Annotated in this window: 24 protein-coding genes; 10 read left to right on the top strand and 14 right to left on the bottom strand. The window is 73.6% G+C overall.

Translation table 11 applies throughout. The features are described 5' to 3' along the window. Positions 1-59 precede the first annotated feature (59 nt). The 5 genes from IO29_RS00005 to IO29_RS00025 are packed head-to-tail and all read left to right on the top strand — an operon-like array spanning position 60 to position 5,037. The gene (locus tag IO29_RS00005; RefSeq protein ID WP_030381128.1) at positions 60-866 is read left to right on the top strand and encodes an ABC transporter ATP-binding protein; all 807 of its coding nucleotides are present in this window, start codon (positions 60-62) and stop codon (positions 864-866) included. Continuing rightward, on the top strand, positions 863-1,687 hold the full coding sequence (locus IO29_RS00010) for an ABC transporter ATP-binding protein (protein WP_030381129.1): 825 nt from the start codon (positions 863-865) through the stop codon (positions 1,685-1,687). The genes IO29_RS00005 and IO29_RS00010 overlap by 4 nt, the downstream gene beginning before the upstream one ends. Beyond that, a complete protein-coding gene (locus IO29_RS00015) occupies positions 1,684-2,580 on the top strand; it encodes a branched-chain amino acid ABC transporter permease (RefSeq protein WP_030381130.1) in 897 nt (298 codons plus the stop codon). Before IO29_RS00010 ends, IO29_RS00015 begins: the two co-directional genes overlap by 4 nt. Then, the gene (locus IO29_RS00020; RefSeq protein ID WP_030381131.1) at positions 2,573-3,730 is read left to right on the top strand and encodes a branched-chain amino acid ABC transporter permease; all 1,158 of its coding nucleotides are present in this window, start codon (positions 2,573-2,575) and stop codon (positions 3,728-3,730) included. Before IO29_RS00015 ends, IO29_RS00020 begins: the two co-directional genes overlap by 8 nt. Continuing rightward, positions 3,727-5,037 (top strand): ABC transporter substrate-binding protein, encoded by a 1,311-nt coding sequence (locus IO29_RS00025; protein WP_030381132.1) that lies wholly within the window; start codon positions 3,727-3,729, stop codon positions 5,035-5,037. Before IO29_RS00020 ends, IO29_RS00025 begins: the two co-directional genes overlap by 4 nt. Positions 5,038-5,050: 13 nt before the next feature. Here the strand turns inward: IO29_RS00025 and tgmB are convergent, their stop codons facing one another. The 5 genes from tgmB to sthA form a co-directional block, all read right to left on the bottom strand. Then, the gene (tgmB, locus tag IO29_RS00030) at positions 5,051-6,046 is read right to left on the bottom strand and encodes an ATP-grasp ribosomal peptide maturase (RefSeq protein ID WP_051707830.1); all 996 of its coding nucleotides are present in this window, start codon (positions 6,044-6,046) and stop codon (positions 5,051-5,053) included. A gap of 15 nt (positions 6,047-6,061) precedes the next feature. Then, positions 6,062-6,253 (bottom strand): putative ATP-grasp-modified RiPP, encoded by a 192-nt coding sequence (tgmA, locus tag IO29_RS00035; RefSeq protein ID WP_030381134.1) that lies wholly within the window; start codon positions 6,251-6,253, stop codon positions 6,062-6,064. Positions 6,254-6,482: 229 nt separating this feature from the next. Further along, on the bottom strand, positions 6,483-7,220 hold the full coding sequence (locus IO29_RS00040) for a TIGR03943 family putative permease subunit (protein ID WP_030381135.1): 738 nt from the start codon (positions 7,218-7,220) through the stop codon (positions 6,483-6,485). Continuing rightward, complete coding sequence (locus tag IO29_RS00045; protein ID WP_030381136.1) at positions 7,217-8,236, bottom strand: permease; 1,020 nt, start codon at positions 8,234-8,236, stop codon at positions 7,217-7,219. The genes IO29_RS00040 and IO29_RS00045 overlap by 4 nt, the downstream gene beginning before the upstream one ends. Positions 8,237-8,316: 80 nt before the next feature. Next, positions 8,317-9,705, bottom strand: coding sequence for a Si-specific NAD(P)(+) transhydrogenase (gene sthA / locus IO29_RS00050; protein WP_420705391.1), 1,389 nt, complete (start codon positions 9,703-9,705; stop codon positions 8,317-8,319). A 208-nt stretch (positions 9,706-9,913) separates the two neighbouring features. Between sthA and IO29_RS00055 the strand changes: the two genes are divergently transcribed. The 4 genes from IO29_RS00055 (at position 9,914) to IO29_RS00070 (ending at position 13,829) form a co-directional block, all read left to right on the top strand. Continuing rightward, positions 9,914-10,726 carry an NPP1 family protein gene (locus IO29_RS00055; RefSeq protein ID WP_051707831.1) on the top strand — a complete coding sequence of 271 codons (813 nt, stop codon included), beginning with the start codon at positions 9,914-9,916 and terminating at the stop codon, positions 10,724-10,726. A 267-nt stretch (positions 10,727-10,993) separates the two neighbouring features. Next, a complete protein-coding gene (locus IO29_RS00060) occupies positions 10,994-11,479 on the top strand; it encodes a DUF5709 domain-containing protein (RefSeq protein WP_030381139.1) in 486 nt (161 codons plus the stop codon). A 158-nt stretch (positions 11,480-11,637) separates the two neighbouring features. Beyond that, positions 11,638-12,756, top strand: coding sequence for a right-handed parallel beta-helix repeat-containing protein (locus IO29_RS00065; RefSeq protein WP_030381140.1), 1,119 nt, complete (start codon positions 11,638-11,640; stop codon positions 12,754-12,756). Then, positions 12,753-13,829 carry a methyltransferase gene (locus IO29_RS00070; RefSeq protein WP_051707832.1) on the top strand — a complete coding sequence of 359 codons (1,077 nt, stop codon included), beginning with the start codon at positions 12,753-12,755 and terminating at the stop codon, positions 13,827-13,829. The genes IO29_RS00065 and IO29_RS00070 overlap by 4 nt, the downstream gene beginning before the upstream one ends. Positions 13,830-13,914: 85 nt before the next feature. Here the strand turns inward: IO29_RS00070 and IO29_RS00075 are convergent, their stop codons facing one another. The 7 genes from IO29_RS00075 to IO29_RS00105 are packed head-to-tail and all read right to left on the bottom strand — an operon-like array spanning position 13,915 to position 19,214. Continuing rightward, complete coding sequence (locus IO29_RS00075) at positions 13,915-14,274, bottom strand: TcmI family type II polyketide cyclase (protein ID WP_030381142.1); 360 nt, start codon at positions 14,272-14,274, stop codon at positions 13,915-13,917. A gap of 38 nt (positions 14,275-14,312) precedes the next feature. Next, entirely contained in the window at positions 14,313-14,792 is a 480-nt protein-coding gene (locus IO29_RS00080) for an SRPBCC family protein (RefSeq protein ID WP_030381143.1), read from the bottom strand. A 1-nt stretch (position 14,793) separates the two neighbouring features. Next, a complete protein-coding gene (locus IO29_RS00085; protein ID WP_030381144.1) occupies positions 14,794-15,063 on the bottom strand; it encodes an acyl carrier protein in 270 nt (89 codons plus the stop codon). 14 nt (positions 15,064-15,077) lie between these two features. Further along, on the bottom strand, positions 15,078-16,328 hold the full coding sequence (locus IO29_RS00090) for a beta-ketoacyl synthase N-terminal-like domain-containing protein (protein WP_030381145.1): 1,251 nt from the start codon (positions 16,326-16,328) through the stop codon (positions 15,078-15,080). Beyond that, positions 16,325-17,593, bottom strand: a complete 1,269-nt coding sequence (locus IO29_RS00095; RefSeq protein ID WP_030381146.1) for a beta-ketoacyl-[acyl-carrier-protein] synthase family protein — start codon at positions 17,591-17,593, stop codon at positions 16,325-16,327. Before IO29_RS00095 ends, IO29_RS00090 begins: the two co-directional genes overlap by 4 nt. Continuing rightward, positions 17,590-18,027, bottom strand: a complete 438-nt coding sequence (locus tag IO29_RS00100; RefSeq protein ID WP_030381147.1) for a cupin domain-containing protein — start codon at positions 18,025-18,027, stop codon at positions 17,590-17,592. The genes IO29_RS00095 and IO29_RS00100 overlap by 4 nt, the downstream gene beginning before the upstream one ends. A 53-nt stretch (positions 18,028-18,080) precedes the next feature. Continuing rightward, positions 18,081-19,214 (bottom strand): SchA/CurD-like domain-containing protein, encoded by a 1,134-nt coding sequence (locus IO29_RS00105; RefSeq protein ID WP_051707833.1) that lies wholly within the window; start codon positions 19,212-19,214, stop codon positions 18,081-18,083. 702 nt (positions 19,215-19,916) lie between these two features. Between IO29_RS00105 and IO29_RS00110 the strand changes: the two genes are divergently transcribed. Then, on the top strand, positions 19,917-21,554 hold the full coding sequence (locus IO29_RS00110) for an FAD-dependent oxidoreductase (RefSeq protein ID WP_030381149.1): 1,638 nt from the start codon (positions 19,917-19,919) through the stop codon (positions 21,552-21,554). A gap of 91 nt (positions 21,555-21,645) precedes the next feature. Here IO29_RS00110 and IO29_RS00115 read toward each other — a convergent pair whose 3' ends face one another. Further along, a complete protein-coding gene (locus tag IO29_RS00115) occupies positions 21,646-22,803 on the bottom strand; it encodes an ROK family transcriptional regulator (RefSeq protein ID WP_030381150.1) in 1,158 nt (385 codons plus the stop codon). 127 nt (positions 22,804-22,930) lie between these two features. After that, positions 22,931-24,430, bottom strand: a complete 1,500-nt coding sequence (locus IO29_RS00120) for a glycoside hydrolase family 36 protein (RefSeq protein WP_030381151.1) — start codon at positions 24,428-24,430, stop codon at positions 22,931-22,933. Positions 24,431-24,534 lie beyond the last annotated feature (104 nt).

Below are 24,534 nucleotides of genomic sequence, written 5' to 3' on the forward strand. Positions count from 1 at the left end.
GCCCTGTCCACCCCTCCCCACCCGTGCTGTCGTGAACGCTCCCCTCCCGAGGAGCCGCGATGCCCGCACCACCCCCGTCACCCGCACCCGCACCCGCACTGCACATCGAGAACCTGGACGTCACCTACGGCCGCACCGTCTCCGCCTTGCGGGCGGTCACCCTGACCGTCCCGCCGCACGGCATCGTCGCCCTGCTCGGCGCCAACGGCGCCGGCAAGACGACCCTGCTGCGCGCGGTCTCCGGCACGCTCCGCCACCACCGCGGCGCCCTCACCACCGGCCGCATCCGTTACGGCGACACCGTGCTCGACGGCCGCGACCCGGTCGCCGCCGTCCGCGCCGGAGTCGTCCAAGTCCCGGAGGGACGAAGGGTGTTCGCCGGGCTCACCGTCGACGAGAACCTCCGCGCCGGCGCCCTCGGCCGCCGAAGCCCCGCCGCCGCCCGCGCGGCCCGCGACCGCGTCCTGACCCTCTTCCCCCGGCTGGCCGAACGCGGCGGACAGGCCGCCGGCCTGCTCTCCGGCGGCGAGCAGCAGATGCTCGCCATCGGCCGCGCGCTGATGGCCCGCCCCCGTCTGCTCCTGCTCGACGAACCCTCCCTCGGCCTCGCCCCCCGCATGGTGGAGCGCATCGCCGACGTCCTGCGCACCATCCACGCCCAGGGCACCTCCGTACTGCTGGTCGAGCAGAACGTCGGCATGGCGCTGGCCCTCGCCGACCACGCGTACGTCCTGGAGGTGGGCGAGGTCCGCCTCTCCGGTTCCGCCGACGAGCTGGCCCGCACCGACGCCGTACGCCGCCTCTACCTGGGGGAGCCGGCGGACGGAACCCCGGATGCCGCGGCCGGCGGGCAGGGGGCCGCGTGAGCGTCCACCACCGCGGCCGGCCGGCGGCCACCCGGGCCCCCGGTCCGCCCCCGCCGCTCCGCCTGAGCGACGTCACCGTGCGGTTCGCCGGGCTGACCGCGCTCGACGGGGTCTCCCTCACCGTCGCGCCGGGCACCGTGCACGCGCTGATCGGGCCCAACGGGGCCGGGAAGTCGACCTGCTTCGACGTTCTGTCGGGACTGTGCCGGCCGGACGCCGGGCGGGTACTGCTCGGCGACACGGAACTCACCCGGCTCGCCCCGCACCGGATCGCCGCGCTCGGCCTGGCGCGCACGTTCCAGAACCTCGTCACCACCGGGACCACCGTCGCCGACAACCTCATGCTCGGCCGGCACGCGCTGACCCGCGCCGGGTACACCGCCACCGCGCTGCGGCTGCCCGCCGCCCGGCGCGAGGAGCGCGCGCACCGGGAGCGGGCCCGGGAACTCGCCGAACTCGTGGGCCTGGGGCCGCACTTCGACGCCCCCGTCGCCCACCTCTCCTACGGCGACCGCAAACGCGTCGAACTCGCCCGCGCCCTCTGCCTGGAGCCCCGCGTCCTGCTCCTCGACGAACCCGTGGCCGGCATGAACCCCGCCGAACGGGCCCGCACCGCCGACGTCGTCGCCGCGGTCCGGGCCGCGCTCGGTCTGTCCGTCCTGCTCGTCGAGCACGACATGGGCCTGGTGATGCGGCTCGCCGACGAGGTCACCGTCCTCGACTTCGGCCGGCCCCTCGCCCACGGCACCCCCGACGAGGTCCGCCGCCACCCCGAGGTGCTCCGCGCCTACCTCGGCGGCGCGGGGGAGGAGGCGGCATGACCGAACTGCTCGACATCGCGCTCGGCGGACTCGCCCTCGGCGCCGTCCACGCCCTGGTCGCCCTCGGTTTCGTCATCGTCTTCAAGGCCTCCGGCGTCCTCAACTTCGCGCACGGCTCGCTGCTGCTGCTCGGCGGCTACCTCACCGCCGTGCTCCACACCTCCCTCGGCTTCGCCGGCGCCCTCGCGGTCGCCGTCGTCGCGACCGCCCTGACGGCCGGCGCCGTCGACCGGCTGCTGCCGCGTCAGGAGGGCACCGGTCCGCACACCGCCCATGTGCGCACCATCGCCACCCTCGGCGTCGACATCCTGCTGGCCACCGAGCTGACCCGGCGCATCGGCGGCGATCTGCTCTCCCTCGGGGACCCCTGGGGCGACGCGGTCACCGCCCTCGGCCCGGTCACCGTCGCCGACAGCCGGCTCGCCGCCCTCGCGGTGTCGGCACTCGTCATCGGCGCGGTGTTCGCCCTGTTCCGGTTCACCCCCTGGGGGCTGTCGCTGCGCGCGGCGGCCGAGGACACCGAGGCGGCCGCCCTCATGGGCATCCGGCTCGCCCGCGTCCGTACCCTCGCCTGGTGCCTGGCCGGGGCGCTCGCCGCGCTCGCCGCCGTCTTCCTCGCCGCCTTCCCGGCACCCGGCCTGGAGCGCACCACCGGGCAGATCGCGCTGACGGCGTTCCCGGCCGCGGTCCTCGGCGGCATGGCCTCCCCGGGCGGCGCCCTCGCCGGCAGCGCCCTGATCGGGCTGACCGAGGCCCTCGTCACCGGTTACCAGAGCCAACTGCACGTCCTCGGCGAGGGGTTCGCCGACGTGGCGCCGTACGCGGTGATGGTCGTCGTCCTCCTGATACGGCCCACCGGGCTGTTCGGCGGGAAGGGGGCCGTCCGTGTCTGAGCCCTCCGCACCGCGGGGCCGCCGTCCGCTTCCGTCCCGCACCGTCCTCCTCGTCGCCGCGCCCCTGCTGCTCTGCGCGCTCCCCTTCTACCTGGACGCCTTCTGGCTGCGCACCGGACTGTTCTGCATGGCGGCCGCCATCGGCGCCGTCGGCCTGTCCCTGCTCACCGGCACCGCGGGCCAGCTCTCCCTGGGCCACGCCTTCTTCCTCGCCGTCGGCGCCTACGGCTACGTCTGGCTGGCCGGCGAGCCCGGTCCCGGGCTGCCGCCGTCGCTCGCCCTCGTCCTCGCCGTCCTGCTCGCCGGGCTCGCCGGGCTGCTGTTCAGCCCCGTGGCGGGGCGGGTGCGCGGGATCTACCTCGGCGTCGCCACCCTCGCGCTGGTCTTCCTCGGCCACCATCTGCTGCTCGCCGCCGACACCGTCACCGGCGGCTTCAACGGGCGCTCGGTGCCGCCGATGGCCGTCGGCGGGTTCGCGTTCACCGCCTACGACCCCGAACTCGTCGTCCTCGGCGTGCCGTTCGGCGCGGAGGAGCGGCTGTGGTACCTGGGGCTGGCACTGTTCGCCGGCACCTGGTGGAGCGCGCGGAACCTGCTGCGCGGCCGCCCCGGCCGGGCGCTGGTGGCGCTGCGCGACAGCGAGCGGGCGGCGGCGGTGCTCGGCGTGGCCGTCGCCCGGCACCGCTCGGCGGCCTTCGTCGTCTCCTCGATGTACGCGGGCCTCGCCGGAGTACTGCTCGCGCTCGCCTTCCGCCGGGTCGTGCCCGACTACTTCGGGCTCGCGCTCTCCGTCGACTACCTCGCCATGATCGTCATCGGCGGGCTCGGGTCCGTGGCGGGCGCCACCGCCGGGGCCTGCTTCGTGACCGCGCTGCCGCTGCTGATGGCCCGGTACGCCGACCACATCCCGTTCGTCGTCACCCCCGGCACCGCGGCGGGAGCCATCGGGCCCACCGAGGCCTCCCGCTACCTCTACGGCGCCGCCGTCGTCCTCGTCCTGCTGTACGCCCCCGAGGGCCCGCACCGAGCGGCCGCCCGACTGCGCCGCGCCGCCGCCCGGCTCCGGTCCCGCCGCACCCGCGCGGGCACCGGCCCGCCGGTACCCCGTCCGCCGACCTCCGCCGCCCGAACCAAGGAGCCCACCTCGTGAACGCCCCGTACACCCCGTACACCCCGCGCACCCGGCGCGCCCCGCGCCGCACCCGCCGGCTCGCCCTCGCCGCCGCCCTGGCGGCCGTCCTGCTGGCCGGCACCGCGTGCAGCTCCAAGTCGGCCGGTTCGTCGAGCGGCGACGGTGAAGGTGCCGACGGCGTCCGCACCGGACCAGGCGTCAGCGACACCGTCATCCGGCTCGGCGCCCTCACCGACCTGTCCGGCCCGTACGCCACCCTCGGCAAGAGCATCGTGCAGGCCCAGCAGCTGTGGGCGGACGAGACCAACGCCGACGGCGGCATCTGCGGCCGCAGGATCCTCATCACCGTCAAGGACCACGGCTACGACGTCCAGAAGGCCGTCAGCGCCTACGCCGACCTCTCCTCGTCCGTCGTCGCACTGCCGCAGGTGGTCGGTTCCCCGGTGGTCGCCGCCCTGCTCGACGACCTCCAGCGCGACCACATGCTCACCTTCCCGCAGGCCTGGTCGGCCGCCCTGCTCGGCAACGACGCCGTCCAGGTCCTCGGCACCACCTACGACATCGACATGCTCGCCGCCGTCGACTACCTCACCCGCACCAAGAAGCTCGGCCGGGGCGACACCATCGGCCACGTCTACTTCGAGGGCGACTACGGCGCCAACGCCCTGGAGGGCTCCACCTGGGCGGCGAAGAGGGCCGGGATGAAGGTGGTCGGGCAGAAGATCAAGGCCACCGACACCGATCTGTCCGCCCAGGTCACCGCCCTGCGCAAGGAGGGCGTCAAGGCCGTGCTGATCAGCGCGGGCCCCGCCCAGACCGCCTCGCTCGCGGGCGTCGCCGCCGCCCGCGGCCTGAAGGTGCCGATCGTCAGCAGCGCCCCCGGCTTCGCGCCCCAACTCCTCAAGACCCCCGCCGCGAAGGCGCTGGAAGGCATGCTGCACGTCGTCAGCGCGGCCCCCGCCGTCAGCGCCGGTATCCCCGGGGTCGAGCGCATGGTGAAGGCGTACGGGAAGAAGTACCCGGGTTCCGTCGTCGACTCGGGCGTGCTCTCCGGCTACAACGCCGCCCAACTCATCGGCGCGGACCTGAAGAAGGCGTGCGAGGCGGGCAGCCTGGACCGGGCGGACGTGGTGGCGGCGCACCACACGCAGAAGCACCTCGACACCGGGCTCGGCACCCCGCAGGACTTCTCCGACGAGACGCGCCCGGCGAGCCTGGAGACGTATGTGCTCGAGCCGGACGCGGATGCGGTGGGCGGTCTGGTGAACGAGGAGGACGCACACGAGGCGCCCGGTGTGGAGGCGTATCTGTCCTCCCGTCACTGAGTGACGCCTTCCGTCACTGGGCGAGGCGCGGGGCGGCGGACCGGCCGCCGTCCCCGTCCTCCGGGCCGGTGCCGTCCCGGCAGGCCAGCCACCGCGCCACCGTACGGGCGATCGGCTGCCCCGTCTCCGCCTCGACGAAGCCGAACTGGCCGGACTGGTTGCACTCCAGGAACCACCAGATGCCGTCGGCGTCCTCGGCGAAGTCGAAGGCCCCGTAGGCGAGTTCCGCCTCGCGCAGATAGGCGCGTACGGCCCCGGCGACCCTCGGCGGCGCCTCCACCGGCTTCCAGGGGGTGTCGGAGCGGGCGAAGCGGACGTCGACCTCGTCAGGACCGGCGTCGGGGGAGACCTCCTTGCGGGCGGCGAGGATCCGGTCGCCGACGGCGGTCAGCCGGATGTCGGCGCGCTTGGCGACGCGCCGCTGAAGCAGCGTCGGCCCGTGGGCGACCGCCGTGAAGTCCGTTCCCGGGGCGACCCTGCTGGTGGGCACCGCGCGGGGCGGGTGCCGCGGGTGCGTGCCCGAGACCGGCTTGACCACCAGGTCCGGGTAGCGCGTGGCGAAGTCACGGGCGGCCTGCGGGAACGTGGTGATCAGCGTGGCCGGCACCGGCAGCCCGCCGCGCTGCGCCAGCCGCAGCTGCCAGGGCTTGTAGCGGGCGCGGCGGGCCGCGTCCGGATGGTTCATCCAGCGGACGTCGGCGCTGCGCAGCATGCCGTACAGGGCCTGCCCGGACTCCTCGCTCAGCCAGTCGGACGGCCGGCCGGACCGGGCCCCGGGCGTCCCCGGTCTGCGCACCCAGACCGATCTCAGCCCGTCCATGCTCACCAGCCGCCCGCCGACGGAGAGATGACCGCGGAAACCGCCGTGCACGTACTCCCCCGAGAGGGCCACCGTCCCCGGCAGATCGGCCGGATCGAGCCGGACCACCGGAGTCCCCGCGGCATGGAGTTCGGCCACCACCAGATCCGCCGTCACGTCCTCCTCGCCGGTGAGGATCAGCACCGTCATCGTCGCGCCCCGTGTTCAGTCGTCGAAGTGGGTCTTGGACCCGGCCGTCGAGGTCGTCGCCCCCAGTTCGCGCATCAGCGCGGCGTCGTGAGCGGCGATCCGGCCGTTGGCCAACACGTTCAACTGCAACGCGGAGTCGTAGGTGTACGGAGCGCTGACCTCGAACTCCTTCACAGGGACGGCGTAGTTGAGGGCGAACAGCTGCATCGTTTCTCCTCGCTCGATGATCCTCGCGAAAGCGGTCGGTGGTGCTCCGGACGCGCCCCGTGACCGGGGGTCGGCGCCGCTTCCACGTGGATATACGAATCGAACGAGTGAATGGTTGCCTTACGCTCCGTGAGCAGTGGGGCAGCTGGGGCGGGACCGGGCGCGAGCGCGTCCGAGGGACGCCCGGGGCACGCTCGGGACGTGGGCGGAACGTGTTCGGGACCCCTTCTCAGGTGTTCCAGCTCTCGTCGTACGGATCGTGCGGCACGGGCACGACTGTGGCGAGGCTCACGTCGAGAAAGGGGATCTTCCCGCCGTTGACGGGATCCTGGGTGTGCGTCGGCGTGTAGGTGCCGACCACCGTCAGCCAGCTGTCGGGTTGCAGTACGGGAGGCACCCGCCCGCTCAGTCCCACCTTCACCGGTTGCGCGTCGGCGGCGCAGCAACTCAGCGCCATCCGCACCAGATACGGCCGTCCGGCACCGTCGAGCGCGACGAATCCGGTGATCCGGACCTTCCGGTCGCCCAGGGTGCGGCCGTGCCCGTACGCCGCCCGGCCCGCGTAGTCGACGAGGTCCAGCGGGACCGGGTCCCCGGCGGGCAGCGGAGGAAGACCGAACGGCGCCTGAAGGGCCGTACCGGTGCGCATCGCGCTGTAGGAGCCGAGGGCGGGCGGGGCGACCAGGATCAGCGCGAGCAGCGGCAGCACCAGCAGCCAGGAGACCCACGGCTCGCGGTGGACGTGTCCCGCTTGCCCCCGCTCCGCGCGGTCCCGGCGGGCGGCCCGGGCCCGCCGCAGGTCGTACCAGGCGGTGGCCGCCGCGGTGACGATCAGGACGGCACCGGCCGCGAGCAGCAGTGGGCGCAGCCCGGCCTTGACGTACCGCAGATACAGGTCCGTCAGCCCGGCGTGCAGCAGGGCCGTGCCGGTCAGGAACAGGACGACCGCCTGTGCGTGCCGGTTCACCAGAGCACCGTCCCCACCGCCACGGGCACCACCACGGCCAGGACGAACGTCGCCGGCGCGAACCGCAGCGCGAACCCGCGGCCGAACGTGCCCGCCTGCATGGCGAACAGCTTCAGGTCGATCATCGGCCCGACGACCAGGAACACCAGCCGCGCGGTGAGCGAGAACTGCGACAGCGAGGCGGCCACGAAGGCGTCCGCCTCCGAGCAGATCGACAGCAGCACCGCCAGCACCGCGAGCGCGAGCACCGCCACCGCGGGCTCACCGGCCGCGCCCTCCAGCCACCCGGCCGGCACCACCGCCTTCAGGGTCGCGGCGGCCGTCGCGCCCAGTACCAGGAACCCGCCGGCGTGCACCACGTCGTGCCGTACGGAGTCCCAGAACGCCTCGCCCCTGCTCCGGTCACCGGCCGGCGGACGGGGCGGGCGCAGCCAGTCGGCGCGGCCCAGCCGCTGCCACAGCCAGCCCATCGCGCACGCCACCAGCAGACTCGCCCCGAACCTGGCGGCCACCATCTCCGGGTGGCCCGGGAAGGCGACCGCGGTGGCGGTCAGCACGATCGGGTTGACGGCCGGCGCCGACAGCAGGAACGCCAGCGCCGCCGACGGCGCCACCCCGCGCCGCACCAGCGCCCCGGCCACCGGCACGGAGGCGCACTCGCAGCCGGGCAGCACCGCCCCCGCCATCCCGGCCACCGGCACCGCGAGGGCGGGCCGGGAGGGCAGCGCGCGGACGAAGAACGACGGCGGCACGAACACCGCGAGCGCGGCCGACAGCAGCACCCCGAGGACGAGGAAGGGCAGTGCCTGGACGACCACCGCCACGAACACGGTCATCCAGCTCTGCATCACCGGCGCGCCCAGCGCCCGCCGGACCGGGCCCTGGAGCACGACCGCCGGCAACAGCAGCAGCACCAGGCCGAGGGAGGAGTCGAGCCGCGGGCGCCGGCGCTCCGGCGGCGGTTGCGGGGTGCGCCGCCGGGGCCCGGGCGGGGCGGCGGGGTCGAGGGTCGTCACGGACGCGGTACCTCCGGCGGGCGGGCGGGGTGCGGGCGGCCTGCCCGCACCCTCCCTTACGTCGCCGTGGCCCCCGCCGCTCAGCCCTCCAGGCGGTCGATCTGCCGGATCCGGTTGGTGGCGTCCAGCGCGGCCACCTTGTACGACTCGGCGAGCGTCGGGTAGTTGAAGACCGCGTCGACGAGATAGTCCACCGTGCCGCCGCAGCCCATCACCGTCTGCCCGATGTGGATGAGCTCGGTCGCGCCGGTGCCGAAGCAGTGCACCCCGAGCAGCTTGCGGTCCTGCGGGGAGACGAGCAGCTTCAGCATGCCGTGCGAGTCACCGATGATCTGCCCCCGGGCCAGCTCCCGGTAGCGGGACATGCCCACCTCGAACGGCACGCAGTCGTCGGTGAGCTGCGCCTCGGTGCGCCCGATGAAGCTGATCTCGGGGATGGTGTAGATGCCGATGGGCTGGAGGTCGTGCATCGGGTGCACCGGCTCCCCGCAGGCGTGGTAAGCCGCCGCCCGGCCCTGCTCCATGGAGGTCGCCGCGAGTGCGGGGAAGCCGATGACGTCCCCGACGGCGTAGATGTGCGGCACCGAGGTGCGGTAGTGCTCGTCGACGGTGATCCGGCCGCGCCTGTCGGCGGTCAACCCCGCCTTCTCCAGGGCCAGTCCGTCGGTCAGGCCCTGCCGTCCCGCCGAGTACATCACCGCGTCGGCGGGGATCTTCTTGCCGCTCGCCAGCACCGTGAGCGTGCCGTTGGTGTGGCGCTCGACCGCGCTCACGGTCTCCCCGAAGCGGAAGGTGACCGCGAGGTCCCGCAGGTGGTACTTGAGCGACTCCACGACCTCCGCGTCGCAGAAGTCCAGCATGCCCGGCCGCTGTTCGACGACGGTGACCTTGCTGCCGAGGGCGGCGAACATGGAGGCGTACTCCATGCCTATGACGCCCGCGCCGACGATGACCATGGACCGCGGCACCCGCTCCAGATGCAGCACGTTGTCGGAGTCCAGGATCGTCCGCCCGTCGAACTCGACGCTCGCGGGGCGGGCCGGGCGGGTGCCGGTGGCGATGACGATGTGCTCGGCGGTGAGCACCCGTCCGTCGCCGTCGGGTTCCTCCAGGGCGACGGTGTGCTCGTCCTCGAACCGGGCGGTGCCGGCCAGTAGTGAGACATGGTTGCGGGACAACTGGCTGCGGATGACGTCGACTTCGCGGCCCACAACGTGCTCGGTGCGGGCGGTGAGGTCGGTGACGGTGATGTTCTCCTTCAGCCGGTAGCTCTGGCCGTACAGATCGCGCTGGGTGAGGCCGGTGAGGTAGAGCACGGCCTCGCGCAGGGTCTTGGAGGGGATGGTGCCGGTGTGCAGGGAGACCCCGCCGAGCCGGTCGGGACGGTCGATCACGGCGACCGTGCGGCCCAGTTTGGCCGCGGCGATGGCGGCCTTCTGGCCGCCGGGGCCGGATCCGATGACGATCATGTCGAAGTCGAACACCCTCGGAAGTCTGTCAGCCGGGGGCCGCCGCCGGAAGGGGGTGTCCGCCTGCCGCCGGTTTCGCCGAGGCTTCACCGGGCCGTCATCCGCGCCCCGTTCACGTTCCGCTCCCTGTTCCGCGCGTACCGGAAGGGTGACTTGGGCATGTCAATCCATGCCGTGTACCCGTGCCGCGTACCCATGTCGTGTGCCCATGGCCCCTGCCGTGCGCCCGTGGCTCCCAGGAGGAGACGTGAAGACCCGCTCGCGCATCCGGATCCGCAGAGCATCCCTCACCCTCGGCGCCGCCGTCACGCTGGTCGTGGCCGCGTCCGGCGTCGCGTTCGCCGCCCCGCCGGCCGCGCTGCCCGCCAATGCGGACACGCTGGAGCGGACCTTCCAGCCGGCCTACGACTACGACACCGACGGCTGCTACGCCACACCCGCGATCGGGCCCGACGGCACGCTCAATCCCGGTCTCAAGCCGACCGGGGCGCTCAACGGGAACTGCCGGGACGCCTCCGACCTGGAGAACACCAACGGGTACTCCCGGGAGAAGTGCGACAACGGGTGGTGCGCGATCCTTTACGGGAGCTACTTCGAGAAGGACCAGGCGCTGCCCGGGATCTCGCTCGGGGGGCACCGGCACGACTGGGAGCATGTGGTGGTGTGGGTGCAGGGGGGTGAGGCGAAGTACGTGGCGACCTCCGCGCACGGGAACTTCGACATCTACGCGGCCGATCAGATGCGGTGGGAGGGGACGCATCCGAAGGTGGTGTACCACAAGGACGGGATCGGGACGCACTGCTTCCGGCCGGCGACGGCGAACGACGAGCCGCCGGAGAACCATGAGCATGTCTGGCAGTATCCGGCGCTCGTGGGGTGGGACGGTTACCCGGCCGGGTTGCGGGAGAAGCTGAGCGCGGCGGACTTCGGCAGCGCGAACTTCGGCCTGAAGGACGGCAACTTCGCCTCCCACCTGGAGAAGGCCCTCCCGGCGGGGGTCCCCTTCAACCCGAACGCGTGACGGCCGGGGGCTTTCCCCGCCCCCGCCGCCCCTGCCCTTCCCATCCTGTCAAGGGGCTCCGCCCCTTGGACCCCGTTGCGCAGTTCCCCGCGCCCCTGTCAGGGGCGCGGGGAACTGCGCATCTTTTGGGGGTCCGGGGGCTTGCCCCCGGGGACGGGACGGGTAGGGGCGGCGGGGGCGAGGAAAAGCCTGGTGCGCACCCCGGAGGGTTACCGCTGCCGATCACGGAAACACGGGTCACAGTGCACCCCCGGAGAGGAGACCCCGATGCCCGCCGACCCCATGGGAGACGACGTCTACCAGCCCACCGGCAGCAATGAGGAGCAGGAGGACGCCAGCCCTCTGGACATGGAGGACGCCGTCGGCGAGCGTACCTACGACGACACGCTCGACGAGGGCTACTCACCCCCCGAGAAACCCCTCGGCGTCACCAAGACCGGCACGACCGCCGAGGAACAGCACGAGGGCGAGACGCTCGACGAACGCCTCTCCCAGGAGGTCCCGGACGTGACACCCCCGCCCGGCGACGGCATCGGCGACACCGCCGACACCGACGGCGAACCCGTCGACCCCGAGGCGGGCGACGCCCGCTCCGGCCGCCTCGTTGCCCCCGACCAGGGCGCCCACACGGACACCACCAAGGAACTCGTCGCCGAGGACGAAGGCATCGACGGCGGCGCCGCCGGCGCCGAGGAGGCGGCGATGCACACGATCGAGGACGACACGGCCCTCCCGGAGGATCGACAGGACTGAACAGGAGTGACAGGAGACAGGAGACAGGAGCGACAGGCTGACAGGAGTGACGGGACTGACCAGCGGATATCACGCGCAGTGACAGACGCGGCACGCTCGGGTGACACGAACGCGCGCCTATATGGCGAAACCGGTCATACCGACCATAACTTCGTCCTATGACGAAACCTCAACTGCGTGTCCTCGCGCTGTCCGCCGCCACCTCCGCCGTCCTCGGCCTCACCTGGGGGGCGCCCCAGGCCCACGCCGCCGGCGCCGTCCTCCGGGTGGACGCGGGGGAGTCCGTCCAGCGGGCCCTCGACGCCGCCCAGCCGGGCGACACCGTGTACCTCGGCCCCGGCACCTACCGGGAGAGCATCCAGGTCAAGAAGTCCGGCGTCACCGTGCGCGGCGCCGGTGACCGCACCGTGCTCGTCCCCGCCACCACCAAGGCCCGCGCCGCGAACGCCTGCGCCGCCGCGGGCAACGGCATCTGCGTCCAGGGCACCGCCGCCCACCCGCTGGAGGACGTCCGGATCAGCGACCTGACGGTGCGCGGGTTCAAGAAGAACGGCGTGTGGGCCAGCCGCACCGACGAGCTGGTCGTCCACCACGTGACCGCCGAGAAGAACGGCACCTGGGGCATCGCCCAGGAGCGCTCCACCGAGGGCCGCTTCGTCGACAACACCGCCCGCGCCAACGGCGACGCCGGGATCTTCCTGGCCAACACCGTCGACACCGAGGGCGGCGCCACCGACGCCAAGGGCGCCCTGGTCCGCGGCAACGACCTGTCCGGCAACCGCATCGGCCTCACCGTACGGCGGCTGCGCAACCTGATGGTCGAGGCCAACGACATCACCGCCAACTGCGCCGGCATGTTCGTCGTCGGCGACGAGAACAAGCCCCGCGTCGGCGACCTCACCGTCCGGCTCAACCACGTCCACCACAACAACAAGCGCTGTGCCGCCACCGACCGGCTGCCGGTCCTCCAGGGCTCCGGCATCGTCCTGACCGGCGCGGAGAAGGTCCACGTCGTCCGCAACACTGTCGAGGACAACAAGGGCACCTCCCCGATGTCCGGCGGCATCGTGCTGTTCAAGAGCTTCGTGGGCGCACTCAACGAGAACAACCTCATCGAGGACAACAAGCTGCGCGACAACGGCCCCGCCGACCTCGCCAACCGGGACACCCCCAAGAACAACACCTTCCGCGACAACACCTGCGGGACCTCCGAGCCCGCCGCCCTGTGCGGCAACCGCACGCTGCCCGCCGAGGGGCCCGCGGGAGGCCGTCGATGACGACCGTCGAGACCGGCTCCGGCACGCCGGTCACGGGCACCGATGAGGGACCGGCGAAGAGCGGTGTCCCCGCCCCGATGCGCCTGCGCGGGCTCGCCTTCGGCGCCGCCCGCTCCGCCGCGCTGCGCGCCGCCGTCCGGCTCGGCGTGGCCGACGCGCTCGGCCCCGCCCCCGCCACCGCCGAGGAGCTGGCCCGCTCCGTCGGGGCCGAACCCGGGCCGCTGCGACGGCTGTTGCGCGCCCTGGCCTGCCAGGACGTCTTCGCCGAACGCGTCGACGGCACCTTCACCCACACGGAGCTGTCGCTGCTGCTGCGCGAGGACGACGAGCACAGCCTGAAGGACGTCGTCCTGTGGTGCACCGAGCCCTGGACCTGGGAGGTGTGGCCGCTGCTCGACGAGGCCGTCCGCACCGGCGGCAACGTCGTCGAGGGCCTCTACGGCAAGGGCTTCTTCCAGTACCTCAACGAGGACGCGCCCGCCTCCGCCACCGTCTTCAACCGCGCCATGACCCGCTCCAGCGAGCAGTCCGCGCGGGACGTGGCGGCCGCCCTGGACCTCACCGGCGCCGAGTCGGTCGTCGACATCGGCGGCGGCCAGGGCCATGTGCTGGCCTGTCTGCTGGAGAAGTACCCGGACGTGCGCGGCGTCCTGCTGGACCTGCCCAAGGTGGTGGAGCGGGCCGACGCCCGGCTGCGCCCCGGCGGCGCGCTCGCCGACCGGGCCCGCACCGTGCCCGGCGACTGCCGCGAGGACATCCCCGTCCACGCCGACGTCTACGTCATCAAGAACGTCCTGGAGTGGGACGACGACAGCACCCGCCGCACCCTGGCCAACATCCGCGCGGTGGCCCGGCCCGGCGCCCGGGTGGTGGCGATCGAGAACCTCGTCGACGACACCCAGTCGATGCCGTTCACCAGCGCCATGGACCTGCTGCTCCTGCTCAACGTGGGCGGTGCCAAGCACACCGAGCGGAGCCTGACCGAGCGGCTGGACGCGGCGGGCCTGATCATCGACACCGTCCGCCCCGTCAACCCGTATCTGCACGCCTTCGAGTGCCGCGTCCCCGAGTGAGTCCGGGAGCACGGGACGCGTGAAGGCCGCCGGCCCCCGCCTCGACGAGGCGGGGGCCGACGGCCTTCGTGGGGGTGCGGGTCCGTCAGCCGGTGGTGGCGGCCGCCGCTCCGTCCCGCTCCGCGTCGCGCTCCCAGTGGTAGAACCGCTGGGCCATCGCGTCCTTGGGGCCGCGCCACGTCTCGGGGTCGTACGGCATGACGTACGCCTCGAGGCGGTCGCTGATGCCCCGGAACTCCGGGTGCTCGGCGAGCTTGGCGATCGCCGGGCCCGGGTCCCGCTCGCTCTCGATGAGGTGCAGGTACACCTCACCGAACTGGAACAGGCTGCGGCTCTTGACGCCCACCAGGTGCGGCAGTTCGCCCCGGTCGGACTCGGCGAACACCTTCGCGATGTCCGGGGCCGCGCCCGGCTTCATCTTCGCGACGATCATCGTGTGGTGCACAGGCTCTCTCTTCCCTTCCCGGTGTGCGTTCGGCCGTCTCACTCGGCCCGTGCCGCAGCGGGCTGGCGCGAGCGGGCGGCCTGCTCGATCCGGTCGCGGATCAGGTCGAGCTGGATGCGCGAGTTGGTGTTGATCCGGGCGGTCATCCCCGCGTCGTCCACCGGCGCCTCGGGCTTCATGGCGAAGTCCTGCGTCCAGTGCATCCGGGTGCCGTCCGGCGTCTCCTCGTACTCCCAGCGGATGTCCATGTACTGGAACGGGCCTGGCTCGACGCGGCGGGCCCGCACCGTGCGCGCGGCGCGGTCGACGGTGCGCTCGGAGACCCAGCTCCACACCGTGCCGTTCTCGTCGGGGTGCATGGTGAGCCGGAACCGGGTCCGGTCGCCGTCACGCTCCATGATCTCCACGGCCGCGTACTCGCTGAACAGGTCGGGCCAGTTCGCCAGATCGTTGGTCATGTCCCAGACCAGGTCGAACGGCGCCGCGATCGTCACCTCGTTCTCGGTGTGCCCGGCCATGTCACACCCCCGCCGCGAGCGAGCCGTTGACCATCTTCAGGAAGTCCGCCGGGGACTTGCACTTCTCGGCGTCCTCCGGCAGCGCGAGCCCGTAGCGCTTCTCCAGCTCGCCCACGATGCCCAGCAGGCCCAGGGAGTCCAGGCCGAAGGCGTCGAAGCCGGCGTCGACACGCCGCTCCAGCTCGGCGGGGTCGACCGCGACGCCGGCGGTCTGCTTCATCAGCGCCGCCAGCTCGCCCACGGTCACCTTCAGTGTCGTCTGTTCGGTCATGCTGTCTGACTCCTTCACTCGTCGGAACCGGTGGCGCCATGCCGCAGCACGAGCGCCGAGTTGGACCCCATCAGTCCCCGGCTGAGCACCAGCGCGGTGCGCAGCTCGGCCGGCCGGGCACGGCCGGCGACGAGGTCCAGGTCGTGGCAGACGTCGAAGACGTTCGGGGTGGGCGGCACCAGGCCGTGCTCCATGGCGAGCACGGCCGCCGCCGCGTCCAGCACCGCCGAGCCGCAGTAGGCCCGTCCGGTACCGGTCTTGGGGGCGGTCACCGGCACCCGGCGGGCGTGCGGGCCGAGCGCGTCGGCCAGCGCCAGCGCCTCCGCACGGTCCGCCTCGGGGGTGCCGAGGGCGTCGGCGAAGACGACATCCACGTCCCCCGGGCGGCAGCCCGCCCGGGCGAGGGCGCCCTCGATGGCGTGCGCGAGCCCCTCGCGGGACTTCTCCCACTGGGAGGCCCCGGTGAAGGTGGCCGCGTGCCCGGCGACCGTCGCCCGCAGGTCCGCGCCGCGCTCCCGGGCGGTGCCCGCCTCCTCAAGGAGCAGCACGGCACCGCCCTCGGCGGGCACGAAACCGCAGGCGGAGGGGGTGAACGGCCGGTAGGCGCGGTCGGGTTCGCTCTCCCGGCTCAGCTCGGCGTACCCGAGCTGGCAGGCCATCGAGTACGGGGCGAGCGGTGCCTCGGCCGCCCCGACGACCAGCGTGTCGGTGCCCCGGCGGACCTCGCGGTCGCCGTGCGCCAGCGCGTCCAGACCGCCCGCCTCGTCGCTCGCGACGACCCCGCAGGGGCCCTTGAACCCGCCGCGGATGGAGATCTGGCCGGTGCTGGCCGCGTAGAACCAGGCGATCGACTGGTACGGGCCCACGTGCTTGGGCCCGTTGCCCCACAGCTTCTGCAACTCGCGCTGGCCGAACTCGCCGCCGCCGGAGCCGGCCGCGGTGACCACGCCCACCGAGAACGGGTCGGTGAGGTCGCCGCGGCCGAGGCGGGCGTCGGCCAGGGCCAGTTGGGCGGCGGCCATCGCGAAGTGGCTGAACCGGTCGGTCTGCACCAGGAAGGTGTCCTCGACCATGGCCTGCGGGTCGAAGCCGCGGACCTCGCCGGCCACCCGCATGGGGAAGTTCTCGCAGCCCTCCCGGGAGATCGCGTCGAGCGCGCAGGCGCCCTCGGCGGTCGCCTTCCAGTAGGCCTCGACGCCGACGCCCGTGGGGGCGACGACCCCGATGCCGGTGACGACGGCACGTCGCTTGTCGCCTGCTGTCATGGTGTCCTCCCGGTCGGTCGGGTCAGCACGACCGCGGACTGGAAGCCGCCGAAGCCGCTGCCGACGGACAGCACCCCCCGCAGCCGCCGCTCGCGGGCCGCGCGCGGCACGTAGTCCAGGTCGCACTCGGGGTCCGGGGTGGTGTAGTTCGCGGTGGGCGGCACGACCTGGTGGGCCATGGCCAGCACGCACGCGGCGACCTCGATGGAGCCGATCGCGCCCAGCGAGTGGCCCACCATCGACTTGATGGAGCTCATCGGGGTGGCGTACGCGTGCTCGCCCAGGGAGCGCTTGACGGCGGCGGTCTCGTGCCGGTCGTTCTGCTTGGTGCCCGAGCCGTGCGCGTTGACGTAGTCGATGTCCTCCGGGGCCAGCCGGGCCTGGGCCAGCGCGGTGTCGATGGCCCGGGACATCTCCAGGCCCTCCTTGGTCAGGCCCGTCATGTGGTAGGCGTTGCCGTAGGTGGCGTAGCCGGAGATCTCGCAGTACACCTCCGCCCCGCGCGCCCGGGCCGACTCCAGCTCCTCCAGGACCAGCACCGCGCAGCCCTCGCCCATCACGAAGCCGTCCCGGTCGGCGTCGAAGGGGCGGGAGGCGTGCGCCGGGTCGTCGTTGTTCGGGGAGGTGGCCTTGATGGCGTCGAAGCAGGCCATGGTGATGGGGGAGATCGGCGAGTCGGAGGCGCCGGCCAGACAGGCGTCCATCCGGCCCTCGGCTATCGCGTGCACCGCGTAGCCCACCGCGTCCAGACCGGAGGTGCAGCCCGTCGACACCGTCTGTACCGGGCCCCGCGCGCCGAACACCTCGGCCACCGCGGAGGCCAGCGTGCTGGGCGCGAACGCGCGGTGCAGATGCGGCTCGGCCCGCTGGTGGTCGACGTCCCAGCGGGCGCCCTTCTCGCTGACCAGCACGTAGTCGTGCTCCAGCCGGGTGGTGCCGCCCACCGCGGTGCCCAGGCTCACGCCGAAGCGCCACGGGTCGTCCGGCGGCCCGTCGAGTCCCGCGTCCCGCACCGCCTCCGCGCTCGCCGCCAGCGCGAACTGCACATAGCGGTCGTTGCGTGCGACGGTGCGCGGGTCCAGGCCGTGCGCGGCCGGGTCGAAGTCGCACTCGGCGGCGATCCGGGAGCGCAGCCCGGCGGGGTCGAAGAAGGTGATGCCCCGCGTGGCCGTGCGCCCGTGCGACAGCAGGTCCCAGAAGGCGGGGACCCCGATACCGCCGGGGGCGACGACGCCTATGCCGGTGACCGCGACCCGGCGGCTCATGAGGCCGCCCCCACCGGTCGCTCGTGCTCCCCGGCGGCCGCGGCCTCCGGGGTCTCCTCGGTGTCGACGTGCCCCAGCTCCGGGCTCGGCGCCAGCGGACCCAGGTGGAACACCAGACGCGCCTCGACGCGGCCCACGTTGCGGAAGCGGTGACGCATGTACGCCGGGATCATCAGGCCCTGGTCCGGGCGGAGCGGATGCGGCTCGCCGTCCAGGTCCACCTCCAGCTCCCCGGCGACGACGTACACGAACTCCTCGGAGTACGGGTGGTAGTGCTCGCCGATCCTCTCGCCCGGCGCGACGGTGGCCAGCCCCATGAAACCGCTGGTCGCGCCGACCGCGGTGGGGGTGAGCATGGCGCGCAGGTCACCTCCCCGGCGGGTGTTGTGCGGGGTCTCGGCCAGGTCGACGATGCGGACGTGCTGTTGGCTCATGTGGTGCTCCGTGGTCTCGCGGAAGGGATCGGGTGCGGGTCCGGGCGGCGCGGTCAGCGGGGCTCGGAGGTGCGGTCGGTCAGCGGCCGCATCCGGGCCCGGGTCAGCAGCTCGGCCAGGGCCCGCTCGTCGCCGAGGGCGTCCGGCGCGTCCAGCGCGGCGGTGTCCAGGAGCTGGAGCACCTCCGCCCGGGCCGACGGCTCGGCCAGGCCCAGCACCGCGGCCGGCTCGGCGTCCGGGTCGCCGGCCACGTCCACCACGCGTACGACGATGTCGTCGCGCTGGTAGACGGCGGCGCCGAGCACCGGGCTGCGCGGGTCGTCGGCGGCCCGCTGGTCCTGCTCCGCCAGCAGCTGCGCGAGCCGCATGCCGCAGCCCGGGCGGGCCGGCAGGAACAGGCCCTCGCGCCGCGCCGAGCCCGCGTCCGGACCGGCGGCGACGTGGTGGACGGCGGGCAGCGCGGCACGGGTGAAGAAGATCCGCGCCGACTGCGGGTCCTTCATGTCGCGTTCCTGCTCCAGGTACGGGTTGATGGCCTCCTCCACCGCCCGCACCTCCGGCTGCCGGGACACGTGGCGCAGCGCGGCCATCAGGTCGCCCTCCACCTCCACCGCCCGCACGATCCGGTTGCCGTGCATGAACAGGGAGGTGCGGTGCAGCCGGGTCTTCTCGTCCACCTGGGGGCTGGGGGAGGCGTACTCCGACAGGTGCCGGGCCACCTCCGGCTCACTGCCCGGCTTCACGGTGAACGTCAGCGCGTGCCGTACGACGCCGTCGCCGACCCGGGGGGCGGCCTGGAGGGTCTCCACGCGGATGCCGGAGCCGTCGTGCGTGGTCTCGCGCAGGATGCTGTAGCGCATCGAACGCGTGTCCCGTACACAGCTGTGCAGCGGCTTCACCGTCTCGATGTGCTCCTCGCTGTTGACCCAGGCCAGGAACGGCGGGGCGCTCTCCCACTCGCTGGTGATCAGCCACTGGGAGGGGTTCTCGATGGACTGGCAGAGCTGGTCGCTGAGGTGCCCCGAGACCGACGCGACCGCGTCGCACATGCGCTCGTAGGCGGCGAGGAACTCCTGCTGGGCGCCGTCGTGGATGTCGAGCATCAGCACGACCCGCAGCCGGGAGCCGTCGAACGCCGACGTGCTGACCCGGTTCGGAGCCGTGGACACGGCGGGGGAGGCTGTCATCGGAGGAACACCCTTTCTTCGGGGGCAGCGGTGTGTGCCACGCCCCGCGGCCGTAAGCGGCCGGCGGGCGGCCGCGCGGCAGGGGCGGATACGGAGGCTGTGCGCTCGATCGTGTGCCGCGCGCCGCCCGCGCGCGATTCCGGCCGATCAACCGAGTGAATCCCCGCCGACGAGCCGCCCGCCGGGGCATGCATGCAGAGCCGGGTCCCGCCCCGGTCGGCCCGGCCCCGCACCGGACCACCCGGGTGGCACCCGGCCCCACCACGACGCCCCCGCCACCGGGGGTCGCCCGGCACGGCGCCGGCCGTCGGTCCCCACGTTCCCGGCGCGGTGCCGGCCGTCGGTCCTCACGTTTCCGGCGCGCTGCCGGTCGTCGGTCCGGACGGTTCGGCGTGGTGCCGGTCGTCGTGGGGCGGGCGGCTCGACGCGGTGCGGTCAACGGTTCGGGCGGTTCGGCACGGCGCCGGCCGCCGGTCCGGACGGGGCCGAGTCGGCGGCGGACGTCAGGGCTCACCACCCGGCGCGGTGGCCGGCGTCGGGACGGATTCCCGGGCCGCATCCGGCGGCCCGTCGGCCGGGGCGGTGCGGTGCCCCGGTACGGCGCCGGATACCGCCCCTCTCAGGGGTGGCACCCGGCACGGGCCGTGTTGTCACGTACGGCGGCCGCGCGAGCCGCGCGGCCGCCCGACAGGAAAGGCAGACATGCGCAAAGGCGCTGACACCGAAGTGCCGGTCCTTGTGGTCGGCGGCTCCCTGGTCGGGCTGTCGGCCTCGGTCTTCCTGGGCCGGCTGGGGGTGCCGCACCTCCTCGTCGAGAAGCACAAGCACACCTCGACCCACCCCAAGGGCCGCGGCAACAACGTCCGCACGATGGAACTCTTCCGGGTCGCCCGCGTGGAGCGGGCGATCCAGGACGCGGCCTCCGTCCTCGCCGGCAACCACGGCATCCTCCAGGCGCCCACCCTCGTCGGCGACGCCGGCGAGTGGCTGTTCCGGGAGATCGACCCCGGCGGCGGTCTGGCCCGGTTCAGCCCCAGCGGCTGGTGCCTGTGCAGCCAGAACGACCTCGAACCGGTCCTGCTGGAACACGCCCGGCAACTCCCCGGCGCCGACCTGAGGTTCGCCACCGAACTCATGTCGTACGAGCAGGACGCGGACGGCGTCACCGCGCTGGTCAAGAGCCGCGACACCGGCGAGCACACCACCGTGCGCGCCGAGTACCTGATCGCCGCCGACGGCCCCCGCAGCCCGATCCGGGAATCCCTCGGCATCACCCAGTCGGGCCCCGGCGACCTGTTCCACAACGTGAGCATCACGTTCCGCTCCCGCGGGCTCGCCGAGATCGTCGGCGACCGGCGCTTCATCGTCTGCTACCTGACCTCGCCCGAGGCCGACGGGGCACTGCTCCCCGTGGACAACCGCACCCAGTGGGTCTTCCACGCCCCCTGGCACCCCGAGCGCGGCGAGAGCCTGGAGTCCTTCACCGACGAGCGCTGCGCCGACCACATCCGCCGCGCGATCGGCGACCCCGGTCTCGACGTGCAGGTCACCGGCCGGGCGCCCTGGCACGCCGCCCAGCGCGTCGCCCGCGCCTACGCCTCCGGCCGGGTCCTCCTGGCCGGGGACTCCGCCCACGAGATGTCACCGACCGGCGCCTTCGGCTCCAACACCGGCATCCAGGACGCGCACAACCTCGCCTGGAAACTCGCCGCCGTCCTCAACGGCTGGGCCGGCCCCGGCCTGCTGGACAGCTACGACGCCGAGCGCCGCCCCGTCGCCGAGGCCACCGCCGCCCGCGCCGCCGACCGCTCCGGCGAGCACAGCCACCCCGGCTACGACGCACCGCCCCCGGGCGCCGGCGGCGGCCGCGGGCAGGGCGGCATCCTCAACGTCGTCCTCGGCCACCGCTATCCGCGCGGCGCGGTGATCGGCGCCGCGCCCGACGGCCCCGCCGTCCCCGAGCAGCTCCGCCTGACCGGGGAACCGGGCAGCCGCGCCCCGCACCTGTGGCTGCGGCGCGGCCCCGAACGGCTCTCCACGCTCGACCTGTACGAGCGCACCCCGGTGCTGCTCTGCGACGCCACCGCACCCGCCTGGCACGAGGCCGCGCAGCAGGTCGCCGCGATCCTGTCGATCCCGCTGCGCGCCTACCGGCTGGGCACCGCGCCCGGCGCCGACATGCGGCCCGAAGGCGACTGGGCCGAGGCCCACGGAGTCACCCCGAAGGGCGCGGTCCTGGTCCGTCCCGACGGCTTCGTCGCCTGGCGCTCCCCGGACCTGCCCGAGGACCCCGGAGGGCTGCTCCACCAGACGCTGTCGGTCCTGCTGGACCTGGCCTGAGCGGAGGGAACGACAGGAGACACCAGGGCGTGTTCCGGAAGCAGCGTCGTCCGCCCGGAGGGCGGGTCCGGCGGTACTCACGAAACACGCACTAGACCCGCGGGGCGGTGGGCGCCGCGAGCTGGCCGCTGAGCAGTCGGTCGTCGACCTCGTCGAGGGCCAGCCGCAGTGCCCCCAGTGCCACGCTCTCGTCGCCCAGCGTCGAGGTGCGCAACTCCGGAAGGCGCAGGCAGTGCTTGGTCAGCTCCTGCCGCAGCGGCGGCAGGACGACGTCGGCCGAGCGGGAGAAGCCACCGCCGAAGACGACGACCTGCGGATCGAGCGTGAGGGTGAGCGCGGCAACGCCGACGGCGAGGTCGCGGGCGTAGCGCCGGACCGCCGACCTGGCGGCCCGGTCGCCCGTGCGCGCCGCCTGGAACACCCAGGCGGCCGCCTCGCCCTGCGCGGCCGACGCGGGCACCCCGGGGCAGTTGGCGAGGTGGTCCGGCGCGTTGACCCAGCGCACCGCCTTCAGCGCGCCGATCTCGCCCGCCGCCCCGCCGTGCCCGCGGCGCAGCGTCCCGTCGATGATCAGCCCGGCACCGGTGCGGATGCCGGCCAGGATGTACACGATGTCGTCGGCGTCCTGCGCCACACCCTTCCAGCGCTCGGCGACCGCGGCGAGCTTGCAGTCGTTCTCGACCTGGACGGGGCAGCCGAAGCGGTCCCTGAGATGGGCCACCGGATCGGCCTCGTCCCAGCCCGGCAGGGGAGTGAACAGGGACGTGCGGCCGCTCGCGTCGACCGGCCCGGTCACGCCGACGGTGACCGCCCAGATGTCCGCCGCCGTCATCCCGGCGCGCTTTAGCACCTCGTCGATGGACCGGTCGACCGTGGCCATCCGCTCGTCGGGACCGGCCTCCGGATCGGCCGGGCGGCGCAGCGTCTGGACGAGGTTGCCCTCCAGGTCGCTGAGCATGACGAGGATCTTGTGCACGCCGATGTCGATGCCGAGCACATGCCCGGCGTCGGCGCGGAAGCAGTACCGCCGGGCGGGCCGCCCGACGGTACTGCTGGCCCCCGGCTCCTCGACCTCGGCCCAGCCCTCGGCCACCAGCTGCTGCACCAGCACGTCCACGGCGGGCCGGGACAGACCCGTCCGGCCGGCGAGTTCGGTGACCGTCGAGGGCGGGTTGCCGCGCAGGGCCCACACGATGGTCAACTGGTTCATCTCGCGCATCCGGGCCGGGTCCGTACCGGTCGTCGCCATGTGCTGCTCCCTGCAGTGGGTCGCGGTACTCACCGCTGGATAATGCTAGGCAGTTTACTAACTCCGGTCCCTCGCGTCCGCACTCCGGCGTGCGCCGGACGCGGTCGCCGGACGCCCTCGGCCGAGGTCAGGCGATGGGGTAGCGCTGCTCCTGGCCCGGGTTCACCACCGGGGCGAAGTCCACCTCCCGTCCGTCGAGCAGGAACCGGTAGCGGTCCACCTTCCGGATCTCCGGGCGGGCCCGCAAGTACCGTGTCATGGCCTGGAGTTCGTCCGGGTGGAGCCACCCCGGCGGGTCGGAGACGGCCCGGAACCCGCAGATGTCGGCGAGGTCGCGCAGCAGGCCCTGCTGCTGGTCGGTGAGGAGGTTCAGCCGGCTGCGGAAGTACACGACGTCCGGGTCCACCTCCAGCAGCGACGACTGCCACAGCCGGTGCACCGTGTTGACGACGGCGTTGCGCGCCAGCGCGTCCGAGGGGTCCTGGGTGGCGTAGTGCTCCCACAGCGGGGCGACGTCGGGACCGCTGCGCAGCCCGTCCGCCAGCCCGAGCGAGGGCAGCAGCGGCGCCCCGCTGGCCAGCAGGTACGCGTCCGGCCCCGCCTCCTCGCGGATGATCCGCAGCCCGGTGCGGAAGACCTCCTCGCGGCCCATGGGCTCGGCGTGCCGCCCTGGCGTGGTGGCGCCCTGGAGGAAGTCCAGCTTGAGGTAGGTGTACCCCCACTCCTTGACGACGCGGCGGATGTTGCCGCGCAGGTGGTCCTGGGCCGCGGGCAGGGTCAGGTCGAGCGCCCAGTAGGGGCTGCCCCAGTTGTGGCCGGCCACCGCGGGCCGGCCGTCCTCGTCCCGCAGCAGCAGTTCGGGGTGCTCGCGGGCGGTGCGGGAGCCGGGGAGCACGATGAAGGGCGCGATCCACAGCCCCGGGCGCAGCCCCGCGCCGGTGATGCGCTCCGCCAGGCCCCGCATCCCGGAGGGGAACTTGTCGTTGGCCTCCCAGTCGCCCACCATCCGCTCCCAGCCGTCGTCGACCTGGACGACGTCGAAGGGCAGGCCGCGCAGGGCCGCGATGTCCTTGGTGAGCTGTTCCTCGGTGATGTTCTCGTAGTAGGCGTACCAGCTGCACCACACGTTGCCCGCGCGCCGGGTGCTGTGCCCCAGCCGGGCGCCCAGGTGGCGGGCGTAGGCGGCGAAGACATCGTCCTCGGCGCCGTACGCCAGGAACCAGGGGGCCGCGGCGTGCTCGTACCAGCCGGCGAGGGTGTCGCGGTCGGCGGTGAGCCGTGGCACGTCCAGGCCGAGGGCGCCCAGCAGCAGGACCTGCCCGTCGGCGCCCTGGAGGGCGGCGACGGCGGAGGAGTGGTGCCGGGCGGGGTCGTCCCACGTGGTGTCGTCGGCGGTCAGCCGCCGCTGGGCGCTCTCGATGCGCAGCGGCGGCTCCGACAGCCGCCGCCAGCCGCAGGGGCTCCAGGAGTTGTGTCCGTGCCGGTAGAAGAGGGCGTCGCCGAGCCCGTGCAGGACGGCGAGGCGTCCGGGAGGCAGCAGCAGGCCGCCGTCGACGGCCTGCGGCGGGGCGTCGTCCTCCGGTTCGACGGCGAAGGTGCGCGCGCCGAGGGTGAGGAGCTGGGCCATGGATCTCCTTGCGTGAGCCGGGTGGGAAGTGGGCCGGGTGGAACGTGGACCGGGTGGAACGTGAACCGGGCGGAAAGTGGGCCGGGTGGGAAGTACGGTGCCGG

It is taken from the genome of Streptomyces sp. NRRL F-6676, from assembly GCF_000725625.1.
Taxonomy (GTDB): Bacteria; Actinomycetota; Actinomycetes; order Streptomycetales; family Streptomycetaceae; genus Streptomyces.